16 protein-coding genes and 1 rRNA gene are annotated in these 16,202 nt (G+C 71.5%); all 17 read left to right on the forward strand.

Translation table 11 applies throughout. The features are described 5' to 3' along the window. Positions 1–94, forward strand: a 5S ribosomal RNA gene (gene rrf, locus KE274_RS10120); the annotation flags it as partial. 882 nt (positions 95–976) lie between these two features. Further along, complete coding sequence (locus tag KE274_RS10125) at positions 977–1,732, forward strand: hypothetical protein (RefSeq protein ID WP_211543408.1); 756 nt, start codon at positions 977–979, stop codon at positions 1,730–1,732. Next, positions 1,732–2,772, forward strand: a complete 1,041-nt coding sequence (locus KE274_RS10130; RefSeq protein ID WP_211543410.1) for an HAD-IIA family hydrolase — start codon at positions 1,732–1,734, stop codon at positions 2,770–2,772. Before KE274_RS10125 ends, KE274_RS10130 begins: the two co-directional genes overlap by 1 nt. A gap of 51 nt (positions 2,773–2,823) precedes the next feature. Next, positions 2,824–3,000 carry a hypothetical protein gene (locus KE274_RS10135; protein ID WP_211543412.1) on the forward strand — a complete coding sequence of 59 codons (177 nt, stop codon included), beginning with the start codon at positions 2,824–2,826 and terminating at the stop codon, positions 2,998–3,000. Further along, positions 2,997–3,794, forward strand: a complete 798-nt coding sequence (locus tag KE274_RS10140) for a TlyA family RNA methyltransferase (RefSeq protein ID WP_211543414.1) — start codon at positions 2,997–2,999, stop codon at positions 3,792–3,794. Before KE274_RS10135 ends, KE274_RS10140 begins: the two co-directional genes overlap by 4 nt. Next, positions 3,791–4,711, forward strand: coding sequence for an NAD kinase (locus KE274_RS10145; protein WP_211543416.1), 921 nt, complete (start codon positions 3,791–3,793; stop codon positions 4,709–4,711). The genes KE274_RS10140 and KE274_RS10145 overlap by 4 nt, the downstream gene beginning before the upstream one ends. Next, positions 4,708–6,390: a DNA repair protein RecN gene (gene recN / locus KE274_RS10150; protein ID WP_211543417.1), complete on the forward strand. Its 1,683-nt coding sequence runs from the start codon at positions 4,708–4,710 to the stop codon at positions 6,388–6,390. Before KE274_RS10145 ends, recN begins: the two co-directional genes overlap by 4 nt. Positions 6,391–6,416: 26 nt before the next feature. Continuing rightward, positions 6,417–8,111: a CTP synthase gene (locus KE274_RS10155; protein WP_211543419.1), complete on the forward strand. Its 1,695-nt coding sequence runs from the start codon at positions 6,417–6,419 to the stop codon at positions 8,109–8,111. Beyond that, positions 8,104–8,700, forward strand: a complete 597-nt coding sequence (locus KE274_RS10160; protein ID WP_211543421.1) for an NUDIX domain-containing protein — start codon at positions 8,104–8,106, stop codon at positions 8,698–8,700. Before KE274_RS10155 ends, KE274_RS10160 begins: the two co-directional genes overlap by 8 nt. A 1-nt stretch (position 8,701) precedes the next feature. Continuing rightward, the gene (gene xerD / locus KE274_RS10165; RefSeq protein WP_211543423.1) at positions 8,702–9,604 is read left to right on the forward strand and encodes a site-specific tyrosine recombinase XerD; all 903 of its coding nucleotides are present in this window, start codon (positions 8,702–8,704) and stop codon (positions 9,602–9,604) included. Positions 9,605–9,757: 153 nt separating this feature from the next. Next, on the forward strand, positions 9,758–10,591 hold the full coding sequence (locus KE274_RS10170; RefSeq protein ID WP_211544889.1) for a ParA family protein: 834 nt from the start codon (positions 9,758–9,760) through the stop codon (positions 10,589–10,591). Further along, complete coding sequence (locus KE274_RS10175; RefSeq protein WP_211543425.1) at positions 10,575–11,423, forward strand: segregation and condensation protein A; 849 nt, start codon at positions 10,575–10,577, stop codon at positions 11,421–11,423. The genes KE274_RS10170 and KE274_RS10175 overlap by 17 nt, the downstream gene beginning before the upstream one ends. After that, positions 11,413–12,054, forward strand: coding sequence for an SMC-Scp complex subunit ScpB (gene scpB, locus KE274_RS10180; protein ID WP_249186294.1), 642 nt, complete (start codon positions 11,413–11,415; stop codon positions 12,052–12,054). The genes KE274_RS10175 and scpB overlap by 11 nt, the downstream gene beginning before the upstream one ends. Continuing rightward, on the forward strand, positions 12,051–12,848 hold the full coding sequence (locus KE274_RS10185; protein WP_211543427.1) for a pseudouridine synthase: 798 nt from the start codon (positions 12,051–12,053) through the stop codon (positions 12,846–12,848). The genes scpB and KE274_RS10185 overlap by 4 nt, the downstream gene beginning before the upstream one ends. Further along, positions 12,845–13,981: a prephenate dehydrogenase gene (locus KE274_RS10190; protein WP_211543429.1), complete on the forward strand. Its 1,137-nt coding sequence runs from the start codon at positions 12,845–12,847 to the stop codon at positions 13,979–13,981. Before KE274_RS10185 ends, KE274_RS10190 begins: the two co-directional genes overlap by 4 nt. After that, positions 13,974–14,672 (forward strand): (d)CMP kinase, encoded by a 699-nt coding sequence (gene cmk / locus KE274_RS10195; protein WP_211543431.1) that lies wholly within the window; start codon positions 13,974–13,976, stop codon positions 14,670–14,672. Before KE274_RS10190 ends, cmk begins: the two co-directional genes overlap by 8 nt. Before the next feature lie 40 nt (positions 14,673–14,712). Then, positions 14,713–16,185 (forward strand): ribosome biogenesis GTPase Der, encoded by a 1,473-nt coding sequence (gene der / locus KE274_RS10200; protein WP_249186333.1) that lies wholly within the window; start codon positions 14,713–14,715, stop codon positions 16,183–16,185. Positions 16,186–16,202: the final 17 nt, after the last annotated feature.

Here is a 16,202-nt window from a genome sequence, read left to right on the forward strand (position 1 = left end):
AACGCCCGGTTACATTCCGAACCCGGAAGCTAAGCCTCACAGCGCCGATGGTACTGCAGGGGGGACCCTGTGGGAGAGTAGGACACCGCCGGACTCCTTTTAGTCGAAATGGCCACCCAACGCTGGGTGGCCATTTCGCGTTAACAACACAATGAGAACAGGGAGCATCATGCCGGAAGAGGAAGAGCGCCGTCCGCGTCGCAACGACGATAGGGGACCGCGGGGAAGCCGATCCGGTGGACGTCCTGTTTATCGCGATGGCGCGTCTCGTTCGCGATCTGACTCCGGTGATGGTGCTCAGCGTCGTCGGGGCGGCGACGCTCCCGACGCCGGACAGCGCCGCGATGGTGGGCAGCGTCGTGAGGGCGGGTTCAGCCGTGACGGTGGGCAGCGTCGTGAGGGCGGGTTCAACCGTGATGCTGGGCAGCGTCGTGAGGGCGGGTTCAACCGTGACGGTGGGCAGCGTCGTGAGGGCGGGTTCAACCGTGACGGTGGGCAGCGCCGTGAAGGCGGGTTCAACCGTGACGGTGGGCAGCGCCGTGAAGGCGGGTACAGCCGTGACGGTGGGCAGCGTCGTGAGGGCGGGTACAGCCGCGATGATGGGCAGCGCCGTGAGGGCGGGCAGCGTCGTGAGGGCGGGTTCAACCGCGATGGTGGGCAGCGTCGTGAGGGCGGGTTCAACCGCGACGGTGGGCAGCGTCGCGAGGGTGGGCAGCGTCGCGAGGGCGGGCAGCGTCGTGAGGGCGGGCAGCGCCGTGACGGAGGGCACGAGCGTCGTAACGACCGGGCGCGGACGTTCCCTCAGCGCGGTGGCGCCGGACGCGAGCGGCCGGCGAATGCGACGAACGAGCGCGCTCGCTTCGATGAGCCGACGATCCCGGACGAGATCACGGCGCGCGACCTGCATCCGTCCGCGCGGAACGAACTGAAGACTCTCAGCAAGGAGAACGCCGAGCACGTCGCGCGACACCTGGCGATGGCCTCCCGGCTCATCGACGAAGACCCGGCCCGCGCGCACGAGCATGCGCTGGCGGCTTCCCGGCGTGCCGGCCGCATCGCGATCGTGCGCGAGACGCTGGGCATCACCGCCTACGCGATCGGCGACTTCGCCCTCGCGCTGCGCGAGCTGCGCACCTACCGTCGCATTTCCGGCAAGGACGACCAGATTGCGCTCATGGTCGACAGCGAACGCGGCATCGGACGACCCGACCGCGCCCTCGAGACCGGTCGTGCCGTCGACCGCACCAGCCTCGACACTCCCGTGCGCGTGGCCCTTGCCATCGCGATGTCGGGCGCCCGACTCGACCAGGGCGACCTGGAGCTGGCGCTCGGCGAACTGGAGATCCCGGAGCTCGACCCGGACCGCGCCTTCGAGTGGAGCCCCGCCCTGTTCGCGGCGCGCGCCGCTGTCCTGGAAGACCTCGGACGCACGGAGGAGGCGGAGTTCTGGGCGCACCGCGCCGAGGTCGCCGCGGAGGCCCTCGGCGTCGATGAGGCAGGCGACGAGGAGATCTACGTCGAGGACGGCCTCATCGAGGGTGAGTTCCCGGGAGATGACGAGGTGCCTGTCGACGCCTCGGCCACCTCTCCCGCGGATGCCGGCGACGGCGTGGAAGCTGCCGACGGCGACGTCGTGTCCGAGCCGTCGATCGAGGACGAGGTCCGCGAGCTTCTGGGTGAAGACGACACGGACGGGGACGACGGCGCCAGCCCCGAGAAGACAGACGACTGATGGCGCTCTTCGGCCGCCGCCGCCCGCTCGAGCGCACGCCCCTCGACGGCATCGACACCGTGCTGGCTGACCTGGACGGCGTGGTCTACGCCGGCCCTGGGGCGCTCCCGCATGCCGTGGAGAGCCTCAACGCCGCAGCCGCCACCGCGCGCCTGGGCTACATCACGAACAATGCGGCCCGCACCGACGTCTCCGTCGCCGGACACCTGACCAGCCTGGGACTCACGGTCGCGCCGAGCGACGTGGTCACCAGCCCGCAAGCGGCCATGCGGCTGCTGACCGGCATCGTGCCGCCGCCCGCGACGATCCTGGTCGTCGGTGGCGACGGGCTCGTGGACGAAGTCCAGAAGGCGGGCTACACGGTGACCCGCAGCGCCGACGGCGGTCCGCAGGCCGTGGTGCAGGGATTCGCGCCCGAGGTCGCCTGGACGGATCTGGCAGAGGCCGCCTTCGCGCTCAAGGTCCCCGAGGAGGAGGGCGGCATCCCCTGGATCGCCACCAACACCGACTGGACCATCCCGCGGGAGCGCGGCGTCGCACCGGGCAACGGCACCCTCGTCTCGGCCGTGCACACCGCCGTGGGACGACTCGCAACGGTCGCAGGTAAGCCGGAGACACCCATCTTCGAAGAGGCACTCGCCCGGTTCAGCGCCACCAGGGCCCTGTTCATCGGTGACCGACTCGACACCGACATCATGGGCGCGAGTCGCGCCGGCATCGACTCGGCGCTCGTGCTCACCGGCATCGATCGTCCGAAGCACGTGCTCGCAGCGCCCGAAGGCTCGCGGCCGACCTACATTCTCGGCGACCTTCGCGGACTGCACGAGCCGTATCCCGCTCCGACGGTCCGCGACGGCGTCTACGACGTCAACGGGGCCGCGGTGCGCGTGCGCGGCGCGGACGTCGAGATCGTGGCCGAGTCCGGAAACCAGCTCGACCTGCTCCGCGCCGGGGCCGCAGCGATCTGGGCCTCCGGAACGCCGGTGTTCGTGCTGCGCGTGCCCGAGCGGTTGTACGACGACCCGTTCCACCGGCCCTGACCGCGCGCGTGGCTCCGCCAGCTGTCGGAGGAGCCGCGTACAGTGGAATCCGTGAGCGACGAGACGACCGGTGCACCCACGGACGGCCTGTGGAGTCGTCTGCGCCTGATCGAAGGGCAACCGCTCCCGGCCCGCACCGACGCCTACTCGGCCCTGCACGACGAGCTCTCGCGCCGGCTGGAGAGCGGATCGCGGCTCGACCAGCGGGAGACTCCGGGAGCACGATGACGCGACTCGACGCTGCCCTCGCATCGCGGGGACTCGCCCGGTCGCGCAGCCACGCCGCCACCCTGATCGCTGAGGGGCTTGTCAGCGTCGACGGACGTCCGGTCGTCAAGGCATCCACCGCGGTTCGCGACGACAGCGAGATCACGGTCGCCGGTGCCGACCACTACGTGGGCCGCGCGGCACACAAGCTTCTCGCTGCGCTCGACGGTTTCGGCATCGTAGTCACGGACAGGCTCGCGCTCGATATGGGCGCGTCCACCGGCGGCTTCACGCAGGTGCTTCGCGAGCGCGGGGCGCGCCGGGTGCTCGCGGTCGACGTGGGCCACGGCCAGCTCGCCGCCGCGATCGCCGCCGATCCCGGCGTGGTGTCGGTCGAGGGCTTCAACGTGCGGCACATGACGCCGGAGAGTCTCGCCGAGGCGACGGGAGAGCCCGCCGCGCCCGACCTCATCGTCGGCGACCTCTCCTTCATCTCGCTCGAGCTCGTGCTGCCCGCCGTCGCCGGTGTCGCGGCTCCGGATGCAGACGTGCTGCTCCTTGTGAAGCCGCAGTTCGAGGTCGGTCGCACCGCGGTGCGCGGCGGGCTCGTCACCGATCCGGCCACCCGCGCCGACGCGGTGGCGCGGGTCGTGTGGAGCGCGTGGGACGCGGGCTTCGGGATGCTCGGCATCCTTCCCTCCCCGATCCTCGGGACCCACGGAAATGCGGAGTACCTGGTTCACCTCGCGCCTGGGCGCGGCAGCAATCCGACAGAATGGATGGACACGATCAACCGGCTGGCAGGGGGACGATGAACGAGCGCTGGATCCTGGTGGTCGCGCACGCCGGCCGTGTCGAGACCGTGGACGCGGCCCGTCGAGTGACCGACGCCCTCCGCGGGGCGGGGGCCCACCCCGTGCTCGCTCCGGACGACCATGAAGCGCTCTCGGCCGTGGACCCGTTCTTCGCCGATGTCGACGTGCTGGGTGTATCCGCCGATCCCACCGCCCTCGAGCTGGCCATCGTCCTCGGTGGCGACGGCACGATCCTGCGCGCCGCGGAGCTCGTGCGCGACAGCGGCGCCCCGGTGCTCGGTATCAACATGGGACACGTCGGCTTCCTCGCCGAGATCGACCCCGACGACATGGACGATGCCGTGCGCCGGGTCATCGCACGCGACTACGACGTGGAGGAGCGCCTGGCCCTCTCGGTGCGCGTGAAGGACGCCGCGGGCGACGTGGTGTTCGAGACCTGGGCGCTCAACGAGGCCACGGTCGAGAAGGCCAGCAGGGAGCGCATGATCGAGGTCGTGCTGGAGATCGACGGCCGCCCGCTGTCGAGTTTCGGCTGCGACGGCATGGTCGTGTCCACCCCGACCGGCTCCACCGCCTACAACTTCTCCGCGGGCGGTCCCGTGATCTGGCCGACCGTCGAGGCCATCGCCGTGGTGCCGCTCTCCGCCCACGCGCTGTTCGCGAAGCCGCTCGTCGTGAGCCCCGACGCGGCGGTCGCGATCGAGATGCTGGAGCGCACCGACGGCTCCGGCATCCTGTGGTGCGACGGGCGACGTTCGCACGACCTCCCGCCCGGCGCACGCGTGGTGGTGCGGAGGTCGTCGCGCCCCGTGCGGCTCGCACGGCTCCACCCCACGGCGTTCACGAACCGACTGGTGCGGAAGTTCCAGCTGCCGGTCGAGGGGTGGCGCGGACAGGATCGGAGGACGACGCCGTGATCGAGGAGATGCGCCTGCAGGGCCTCGGTGTGATCGCCGACGCCGTGCTTCCGTTGGGCCCCGGGTTCACCGCGATCACCGGCGAGACCGGCGCGGGCAAGACCATGGTCGTGACGGGTCTGGGGCTGCTGCTCGGTCAGCGCGCCGACTCGGGCGCCGTACGCGCGGGGGCCGGTCAGGCCTCGGTCGCCGGTGTGTGGGTCGTGCCGGAGACCGGAGACGTGGCCGATATCGTCGCAGACGCCGGGGGCGAGCTCGAGCCGGCGGGTGGCGGCAGCGCAGAACTCTACGTGTCGCGCACCCTGAGCGCCGAGGGGCGCAGCAGGGCGAGCGTGGGCGGCCGCGCGGCTCCGGCGGGAGTGCTGTCTGCCCTCGCGGACGAGCTGGTGGTGGTGCACGGCCAGTCCGAGCAGCTGCGACTCCGGTCGGCTGCGGCACAGCGCGATGCCCTCGACCGGTTCGGCGGCGACACGATCGCGCGGGCGCTGGAGCAGTACGGCGCCGCGTTCGAGAGGTGGCGCGCTCTCGATGCGGAGATCACCGAGATCACCGCCAACCGCGATCGCCGGGCCGAAGAAGCCGCGCGACTGCGGGAGGACCTCGCACTGATCGAGGCGACCGCCCCCGAGGAGGGCGAGGACGACGAGCTCACCGCTCGGGCGGAGCGGCTCGCGAACGCCGAGGAGCTGCGGCTGGCCGCCTCTCTGGCGCACGGGGCCCTGTCGAACGAGGAGGGCGACCCGGACGCGTCGGCGCTGGTCGCGGAAGCGCGCCGGGCGCTTGAACGCGTGTCGGATGCGAAGCTCGCCGAGATCGCGGAGAGCCTGGCCGACATCGGGTACCGGATCGCCGACGCGGCGGGGCTCCTGTCCGGGTTCCTCGCCGATCTCGACGAGTCGGGCCCGCACGAGCTGGCCGCGGTCGAAGAGCGTCGGGCGGCGCTGGGCGTGCTTGTGCGCGCACACGGCTCCCTCGCCGACGCGATCCGGCTCTGGCAGACCGGCTCGGCGCGACTGGCGGAGCTGGACGACGACGGGGAACGGCTGCAGCGCCTCGAGGCCGAGCGCGAGGAGGCGAGAGGCACGCTCGACGCCGCTGCCGACGCGCTCACGGCCGCCCGCACGGAGGCCGCCGTCCGCCTGGGCGACGCCGTCACGGCGGAGCTGCACGCGCTCGCGATGCCGGATGCCCGCCTGGAGGTGTCGGTCACGCCCGGCACCGAGAGCACCCACGGCCGCGACGACGTGGCGATCCTGCTGGCTCCGCACCCGGGGGCCGAACCGCGCTCGGTGGCCAAGGGGGCGTCGGGTGGCGAGCTGTCGCGCGTGATGCTCGCGATCGAGGTCGTCATCGCCGCCACCGACCCGGTGCCGACCTTCGTGTTCGACGAGGTCGACGCCGGCATCGGCGGGGCTGCGGCGATCGAGGTGGGCCGGCGACTCGCCCGGCTGGCGGAGAAGTCGCAGGTGATCGCGGTGACGCATCTCGCGCAGGTCGCGGCGTTCGCGAACAATCACCTCACGGTCGTCAAGTCCAACGACGGCGCGGTCACCGCCTCGAGTGTGCGGCGCCTGGAGGGGGAGGAGCGGGAGGCCGAGATGGCCCGGCTGCTCTCCGGCCTCGCGGATTCCGACGCCGCGCTCACCCATGCCCGCGAACTTCTCAGCCTCGGGGTCTGAGGGAACTGTTAGGATAGAAGCCCGTGATGAACTCTTCTTCTGCGGGGCCCAAGAACGACACGACCAAGCACATCTTCGTGACTGGTGGTGTCGTTTCGTCTTTGGGCAAGGGCCTCACCGCGGCCAGCCTGGGCAACCTGCTCACCGCCCGCGGACTCCGCGTCGTGATGCAGAAGCTCGACCCGTACCTGAACGTGGATCCGGGCACCATGAACCCGTTCCAGCACGGTGAGGTGTTCGTCACGGACGACGGCGCGGAGACCGATCTCGACATCGGGCACTACGAGCGCTTCCTCGACATCAACCTGTCGCAGGCGGCCAACGTGACCACGGGTCAGATCTACTCGCAGGTCATCGCGCGCGAGCGTCGCGGCGAGTACCTGGGCGACACGGTGCAGGTCATCCCGCACATCACGGACGAGATCAAGCGCCGCATGCGCCTGCAGGCCACGGAGGACCCGCGGCCCGACGTCATCATCACCGAGGTCGGCGGCACGGTGGGCGACATCGAGTCGCAGCCGTTTCTGGAGGCCGCGCGGCAGCTGCGCCACGAGCTCGGCCGCGACAACGTGTTCTTCGTGCACGTGTCGCTCGTGCCGTTCATGGGCGCCTCCGGGGAGCAGAAGACCAAGCCCACGCAGCACTCGGTGGCCGCCCTCCGCCAGGTGGGTATCCAGCCGGACGCCCTGGTGCTGCGCAGCGACCGCCCGGTGAGCGCGAGCAACCGCAACAAGATCGCCCTCATGTGCGACGTGGACGTCGAGGGCGTCATCAACACGGTCGACCTCCCGAGCATCTACGACATCCCCTCTACGCTCAACGAGCAGGGCCTCGACTCGTACATCGTGCGTCGCCTCGGCCTCGACGCGAAGGCCGCAGACGTTGACTGGACCCGCTGGAACAAGGTCCTCCACGCGGTCCACAACCCCAAGCACGAGGTCACGATCGGACTGGTCGGCAAGTACATCGACCTCCCGGATGCGTACCTCTCGGTGACCGAGGCTCTGAAGGCGGGTGGTTTCGCGCAGGAGACCAAGGTGCACATCCGCTGGATCCCGTCCGACCTGTGCGAGACCCCGGAGGGTGCGCAGGAGCAGCTCGCCGAACTCGACGGCATCTGCGTGCCCGGAGGCTTCGGCATCCGCGGCATCGAGGGCAAGCTGGGCGCGCTGAAGTTCGCGCGCGAACAGGGCATCCCCACGCTCGGCCTGTGCCTCGGCCTGCAGTGCATGGTCATCGAGTTCGCTCGGGACGTGGCCGGGATCGCCGGGGCATCGTCGAGCGAGTTCGACCCGGAGACCTCTGAGCCCGTGATCGCGACGATGGCTGAGCAGGTGGAGATCCTCGACGGCGGAGACCTCGGCGGCACCATGCGCCTCGGCCTCTACCAGGCCGCCCTCGCGGAGGGGTCGCTGGCGCGGGAGCTGTACGGCACTCCGGAGGCGTCGGAACGTCACCGCCACCGCTACGAGGTCAACAACGCCTACCGCGACCGGCTGTCGGAGGCCGGGCTGGTGTTCTCGGGTCTGAACCCCGAGCTGGACCTGGTCGAGTACGTCGAGCTGCCGCGCGACGTGCACCCGTACTACATCGCCACGCAGGCGCACCCCGAGCTGCGGTCGCGCCCGACCGACCCGCACCCGCTGTTCCGCGGTCTGGTCGGTGCGGCCATCGAGCGGCACCGCGCGAGCGAGCTGTTCGACGTCAGCGCCGATGAGTGACATCGGCGGCCACGCAGACGGTGGTCCGCTGCGCGACGAACCGTTCGACCCGGAGGTCGTCGAGTCCGAGCTGGTGTATCAGGGGCGGGTGTGGGACGTGCGCTCCGATCGCGTGCGCTACGGCGACGGGGAGATCGTGCGGCAGTACGTCGCCCACCCTGGCGCGGTCGCGATCGTGGCGCTCGACGACGACGGGCGGGTGCTGCTGATCCAGCAGTATCGTCACCCGATCCGGCACCGCGACTGGGAACTCCCCGCCGGCCTGCTCGACGTGCCGGGGGAGGACCCGGCCGAGGCGGCCCGCCGCGAGCTCGCGGAGGAGGCCGATCTGGTCGCCGCGCACTGGGAGCCCCTGGTGTCCTCGTGGACCACGCCGGGCGGCAACGACGAGCTGATCCGGCTGTTCCTCGCGACGGGAATCGCGGCCGCCGACGCCGCGCACTCCCGCGAGGACGAGGAGGCCGACATCCGGCTCGCCTGGGTGCCGCTCGACGACGCCGTGGCCGCGGTGCTCGACGGTCGCATGCGCAACGGCATCCTCGCGATCGGTGTGCTCGCGGCCGCGCAGAGGCTCAGCGACCGGGGCTGACATGCTGCTCGATCGCGCCCTCGACGCGTATCTGCGTCACGTGACGATCGAGCGCGGGCTGAGTGCCCACACGATCGCGGCGTACCGGCGTGACCTCGACGGCTACCGGGAGTGGCTCGAGGCGGAGGGGATCGCCGACACGACCGAGGTGACCCCCGCCGTGATCGACCGTTTCATCGCCGAGCGCGCGTCGGCCGACCCCGCGCCGGCCGCGACGAGCCTCGCCCGGCTGCAGTCGTCCGTGCGGGGGTGGCACCGTTTCCTGGCGCGCGAGGGGATCGAGACGGACGACCCGAGCGGCCGCCTGCGCCCGCCCAAGGCCCCGCGGCGGCTGCCGAAGGCCCTGACGATCGAGCAGGTCGAGCGGCTGCTCGCCGCCCCGTCGCCCGAAGAGCCGCTCGGCATCCGCGACCGCGCGCTGCTGGAGCTGCTGTACGCCACCGGGGCCCGGGTGTCGGAGGCCGTCGGGCTCGACGTCGACGATCTCGCCCACGGGGAGGTGCTGCGGCTGCGCGGCAAGGGGTCGAAGGAGCGCATCGTTCCGGTCGGCTCGTACGCGCGCGAGGCCGTGGATGCGTACCTAACGCGCGTCCGGCCCGGCCTCGCCGCGAAGGGCCGAGCATCGGCGCGGCTGTTCCTCGGCGCGCGCGGTGCCCCTCTGTCGCGTCAGAGCGCGTGGCTGGTGATCCGCGCGGCCGCGGAGCGCGCGCGGATCACGGCCGAGGTGTCGCCTCACACGCTGCGGCACTCGTTCGCGACGCATCTGCTGCAGGGCGGCGCGGACGTGCGGGTGGTGCAGGAGCTGCTCGGGCACTCCTCGGTCGCGACGACCCAGATCTACACGCATGTGTCGGTGGATGCGCTGCGCGACGTGTACGCCACGTCCCACCCGCGCGCCCGCTGAGCGGACGGTCCGCGTCGCTTCGTCGCCGCGCGCCGGGACGGCCCGCGACCGGCCCGGCCGCTACAATCGAGCAAGCACGAAGGAGCAGGAGAACCGGTGGCTGAGAAAGCGGCGAAGTCCAGGGCGACGGCGAAGAAGGCCGACGACACCCCCATGGGACCCACCGGCCGCCCCTACCGCGGCTTCCCGATCCCGGCGCCGCTGAAGTCGCACGGCCCCGCGCGCATCATCGCGCTGTGCAACCAGAAGGGCGGCGTCGGCAAGACGACCACCTCGATCAACCTCGCCGCGTCTCTCGCGGAGTACGGGCGCAAGGTGCTCGCGGTTGACTTCGACCCCCAGGGTGCGCTGTCGGCGGGCCTCGGCATCCAGACGCACGACGTGCCCACCGTCTACGACCTGCTGCTCGACACGAAGCGCGACGCGCACGAGGCGATCGTCCACTCGAACGTCGACGGCCTCGACGTGCTGCCCGCGAACATCGACCTGTCGGCCGCCGAGGTGCACCTGGTCAACGAGGTCGCCCGCGAGACGATCCTCGCGCGCGTGCTGCGTCAGGTCGCGGGGGAGTACGACGTCATCCTGATCGACTGCCAGCCGTCGCTCGGGCTGCTCACGGTCAACGCCCTCACCGCCGCGCATGGCGTGATCATCCCGCTCGAGTGCGAGTTCTTCGCGCTGCGTGGTGTGGCGCTGCTGATCGAGACCATCGACAAGGTGCGCGACCGCCTCAACCCGTCGATCACGATGGACGGGCTCCTCGCGACCATGTACGACCCGCGCACGCTGCACTCGCGCGAGGTGCTGGAGCGGGTGGTCGAGGCCTTCGGCGACGACGTGCTGGAGACCGTGATCGGCCGCACCGTGAAGTTCCCCGACGCCTCGGTCTCCGGCGTGCCCATCACCGAGTTCGCGCCGGAGCACGCCGCCGCGCAGGCGTATCTGCGGCTGGCGCGGGAGCTGGTCGCCCGTGGCGCCGTCGCCTGAGAACGCCGAGACCGCCCCGATCGACGAGGCCGCCGCCCCCGCGGAGGGCGACACCGGCTTCCGCGTCTCCCTGTCGAACTTCGACGGACCGTTCGACCTGCTGCTGAACCTCATCTCCAAACATGAGATGGACATCACCGAGGTGTCGCTGAGCGCCGTGACGAACGAGTTCATCGCGTACCTGGCGGAGCTGGAGGACGACGAGGAGCTCGACCAGGCGTCGGAGTTCCTCGTGGTCGCGGCGACGCTGCTCGACATGAAGGTCGCAGGCCTCCTGCCGCAGGGCGAGCTCGTCGACGCGGAGGCCGTGGCGCTGCTGGAGGCGCGCGACCTGCTGTTCGCCCGACTGCTGCAGTACCGGGCGTTCAAGGAGGTGTCGGCGTGGTTCGCGCGGTGCCTGCAGCGGGAGGACCGCCGGCACGTGCGCGCCGTGCCGCTGGAGGAGAAGCACCGCCGCAAGACGCCCGAGCTGGTGTGGTCGCTGAGCGCGGACGACTTCGCGGCGCTCGCACTGCTGGCCTTCGCCCCCAAGGAGATCCCGCACGTGGGGCTCGATCACCTGCACGCGCCGCTCGTGAGCATCCGCGAGCAGGCGGCGATCGTGGTCACACTGCTGCGCGGTACCGAATCGATCAGCTTCCGCGAGCTGGTGGCCGGGGTGACCGAGCCGGGCATCGTGGTCGCGCGGTTCATCTCAGTGCTGGAGCTGTACCGCCACGCGGCGCTGTCGTTCGAACAACTGGAACCGCTCGGGGAGCTGACCCTCCGCTGGGCCGCCGACACCTGGTCGGATGAGACACTCGCGACCCTGGGAGCCGACTATGACCGATGAGCCGACCGTGACCGGGCCGCATGGCGACCCGACGCCCGACGCGGGGGAGGAGTCCGCGACGGTCGTGGGTTCCGCGCTGCCGCTGAGCGAGCGTGTCGAGGCGATCCTGTTCATCGTGGACGAGCCGATCGGCCTGGTCGCCCTGGCGGCCGCGGTGGGGGCGCCGGTTCCCGCCGTGCGGCAGACGCTGGAGTCGCTCGTGGACGACTACGACGGACGGGGCGCCGGCCCGCGCCGCGGCTTCGAGCTGCGGGAGGTGGGCGGCGGCTGGCGGCTGTACGTGCGCGAAGACCTCGACCCCGTCGTCGCCGAGTTCGTGGGAGGGCAGGCGCCCGCGCGGCTCTCGCAGGCGGCCCTGGAGACCCTCGCCGTGATCGCCTACAAGCAGCCGGTCACGCGCAGCCAGGTGGCGTCGATCCGGGCCGTGAACGTCGACTCCGTCGTGCGGACGCTGCTGGCGCGCGGTCTCATCACCGAGCTGTTCGCCGACTCCGAGACCGGCGCGATCAACTACGGCACGACCGATGCGCTGCTGCAGCACCTGGGCATCAACTCGCTCGACGAACTGCCCCCGATCTCACCGCTGCTCGACGACGGCGCAGACGGCTTCGACGAAGGGACCCTCCGATGAACGCTGCCAACGACGACGCCACCGCCCCCGAGGGCGTGCGGCTGCAGAAGGTGCTCGCGGCGGCGGGGGTGGCCTCGCGTCGCGTCGTGGAGCAGTACATCGTGGAGGGGCGCATCCGCGTGAACGGGCAGACCGTGACCGAGCTCGGGCGGCGGATCGATCCGGAGCGCGACCTGGTCGACGTCGACGGCACCGCGGTGCAGCTCGACGTGAGCAAGCGCTACGTGATGCTGAACAAGCCCACCGGCGTGGTCAGCAGCATGCGCGACGAGAGCGGCCGCCCCGACCTGCGCCGCTTCACGAAGGACTACGAGGAGCGGCTGTACAACGTGGGGCGGCTGGACGCCGAGACCAGCGGACTGCTGCTGCTCACGAACGACGGAGAGCTCGCGCACGTGCTGGCGCACCCCTCGTTCGGCGTGACGAAGGTGTACATCGCGAAAGTCGACGGCACCGTGACCGCGCAGACGATCTCGACCCTCACCCGCGGCATCGAGTTGGAGGACGGCCCCATCGCGGCGGACAAGGCGCGGCTGCTGGACACCTCCCGCGGGTCGAGCCTGGTGGAGCTGACGCTGCACTCGGGTCGCAACCGGATCGTGCGCCGCATGATGGCCGCGGTCGGGCATCCCGTCACCGAGCTCGTCCGCCGCCAGTTCGGCCCGCTGCACCTGGGAACCCTCCCGGCGGGAAAGACGCGCGACCTGAGTAAAATCGAACTCGGCGCGCTGCTGACTCTCGCGCGCCGGGAATCCGGTGTCGCCGCGGCGCCAGGCGATCAGGAGAACGTATGACCGACACGACGAGTGCGCCCACGGCGCGGAGGGCCGGAGCCGTCGCGCCCCGCCTGTCCGGCACCGTCCGCATCGTCGGCACCGGTCTCCTCGGCGCGAGCGTGGGCCATGCCCTGCGTGCCAAGGGCGTCGACGTGGCGCTCACCGATGCCTCGCCCGCACAGCTGCGACTCGCGGTGGACTACGGTGCCGGGCGATTCGCGGCCGACGACGACAGTCCGGCGCTGATCGTGGTGGCCGTGCCGCCCGATGTCACCGCCGACGTGATCCAGGCCGAGCTGGAGCGGTACCCGGACGCCGTCGTGACCGATGTCGCGAGCGTGAAGCTGGAGCCCTTCCGCACGCTGCGCGACCGCGGCGTCGACCTCACGCGCTACATCGGGTCGCATCCGCTCGCCGGCCGGGAGCGCGGCGGGGCCATCTCGGCGCGCGCCGATCTGTTCATCGGTCGGCCCTGGGTCGTGTGCCGCGACGAGGACACGAAGGCCGCCGACCTCGCGCTGGTCGAGGCGCTTGCGCTGGACGTGGGCGCGATGCCGCTCGAGATGACGCCGGAGGAGCACGATCGCTCGGTCGCGCTCACCTCGCACGTGCCGCAGGTGGTGGCGAGCCTGCTGGCCGCTCGCCTCGCCGGGGCCGAGGAGGGCGCACTGCGTCTGGCCGGTCAGGGTGTGCGGGACACCACGCGCATCGCCGCGTCCGCCCCCGAGCTGTGGGTGCAGATCCTCGGTGCGAACGCCGGCCCGGTCGTGGAGATCCTCGACGCGCTGGCCGCGGACCTGGGCGAGGTCGCCGAGGCGTTGCGTGCACCGGCGGCCCCCGGCGCACGCCGTGTGATCGCGGAGACCATCCGGCAGGGCAACGACGGCGTGGAGCGCCTGCCCGGCAAGCACGGCCAGAACCGGCGCTTCGAGACGCTCGTGGTCATGGTCGACGACACCGCGGGACAGCTCGGGCGCTTGTTCGGCGAGCTCGGGGAACTCGGCGTCAACGTCGAGGACCTGCGCCTGGAGCACTCGCCCGGCGCGCAGTTCGGTCTGGCCGAGATCAGTGTCGACCCCGCGGCGCTGCACGGCGCGATCACCGGGCTCCAGGAACGCGGCTGGCGCATTGCAGGGAACACGAATGACTGACACCTCCACCGTCTCCGCCACGAAGTTCATCGCCATCGACGGGCCGGCCGGCTCCGGCAAGTCCAGCGTGTCCAAGGCCGTGGCCCGCACGCTCGGCTACGGCTACCTCGACACCGGCTCGGCCTACCGCGCGCTCGCGTGGCACGTGCTGGCGCAGGGCGCGGACACCGACGATGCGGCCGCCGTGCGCGCGGCCGCCGCCGATTTCCCCGTGCGGCTGGGGCTCGACCCTGACGACCGCACGGTGCGGGTGGGCGAGGCCGACGTGACCGAGGCGATCCGCGAACCCCGGGTGTCCGGTGCGGTGAGCGGCGTGGCTCGCGTGCCCGAGGTGCGCGCGCAGGTGAACGAGCTGTTCCGTGCGCTCGTCGCCGCCGCGCCCTACCCGGCCGTGGTGGTCGAGGGTCGCGACATCACGACCGTCGTCGCCCCGGACGCGCCCGTGCGCATCCTGCTGACCGCAGCACCCGAGGTGCGCGCCGCCCGTCGTGCCGGTGAGCTGGCCGGGGAGAACGCCGCCGCGGTCGCTGCGGCCCTGCACCAGCGCGACGCCTCCGACAGCGCGGTCGTCGACTTCCTGAACGCCGCGGAAGGCGTCGAGGTCGTCGATTCGACCGCTCTCGACTTCCCCCAGACCATCGACGCCGTGCTCGCGGTGATCGAACGACTCCAAGGAGCACACCGTGGCTGACGACGAATACGAAGGCGGCCCCGACCAGCTCGCCGAGAAGATGGAGAACCTCGACGAGCAGCTCGCCGAGCAGCGCGCCGAGACCCTGCGTGCCGGGCTGGCCGACTACGAGCTGGACGACGAGGACGCGGCACTGCTCGCGGGCGTCGCGCTCGGCGAGGACGGCATCGAGTTCCTTCCCGCGCTGCCGGTCGTCGCGATCGTCGGACGGCCGAACGTGGGCAAGTCCGCGCTCGTGAACCGCATCCTCGGCCGCCGCGAGGCGGTCGTGGAAGACACCCCCGGCGTGACGCGCGACCGCGTGACCTACAAGGCGGAGTGGAACGATCGCCGCTTCACGCTCGTCGACACGGGCGGCTGGGAGCCCGACGCCCGCGGCATCGACCGCTCGGTGGCAGCGCAGGCGGAGGTCGCGATCGACCTGTCCGACGTGGTGCTGTTCGTGGTGGACGCGATGGTGGGCGCCACATCGACCGACGAGCACGTGGTGAAGCTGCTGCGCAAGAGCGGCAAGCCGGTGTTCCTGGTGGCCAACAAGATCGACGACGCCCGGCAGGAGCCGGAGGCGGCCGCGCTGTGGAACCTCGGGCTCGGCGAGCCGCACCCGGTGTCGGCGATCCACGGCCGCGGTGTGGCCGATCTGCTCGACGCCGTGCTGACCAAGCTCCCCGAGGTGTCGGCGGTCGCGAAGCAGGAGATCGGCGGGCCGCGACGCGTCGCGATCCTCGGGCGTCCGAACGTGGGCAAGTCCTCGCTGCTGAACAAGGCGGCGGGCGAGGAGCGCGTTGTCGTGAACGACCTCGCCGGCACCACGCGCGACCCGGTGGACGAGGTGGTCGAGCTCGGCGGCAAGATGTGGCGCCTGGTGGACACGGCCGGCATCCGTCGCCGCGTGCACATGGCCCAGGGCGCCGACTTCTACGCCTCGCTGCGCACCTCGGCCGCGCTGGAGAAGGCCGAAGTGGCCGTGGTCGTGCTCGACGTGTCGGAGACGATCAGCGAGCAGGACGTGCGCATCATCGACCTGGTGCTGGAGTCGGGGCGCGCGCTCGTGCTGGCGTTCAACAAGTGGGATCGTCTGAACGACGACGACCTGGAGAACGCCGACCGCCGCCGCTACCTGGAGCGTGAGATCGAGCAGGACCTGGCCCACGTGGCCTGGGCGCCGCGCGTGAACATCTCCGCCAAGACCGGTCGACACCTGGACAAGCTCGTGCCGGCGCTGGAGACCGCGCTGGAGAACTGGGACCGGCGTATCCCGACCGGCAAGTTCAACGCGTTCCTCGCGGAGCTCGTGGCGGAGCACCCGCACCCCGTGCGCGGGGGCAAGCAGCCGCGCATCCTGTTCGGCACGCAGGCGTCGACGCGCCCGCCGACGTTCGTGCTGTTCACGACCGGGTTCCTCGACCCGGGCTACCGCCGGTTCATCCAGCGGCGCCTGCGCGAGCTCTACCCGTTCGAGGGCACCCCGATCGTGATCAACATGCGCGTGCGCGAGCGGCGGCAGCGCTGACGCGTTCCCGCGTGTGT

It is taken from the genome of Microbacterium paraoxydans, from assembly GCF_018224615.1.
Lineage (GTDB): Bacteria > Actinomycetota > Actinomycetes > Actinomycetales > Microbacteriaceae > Microbacterium > Microbacterium paraoxydans_B.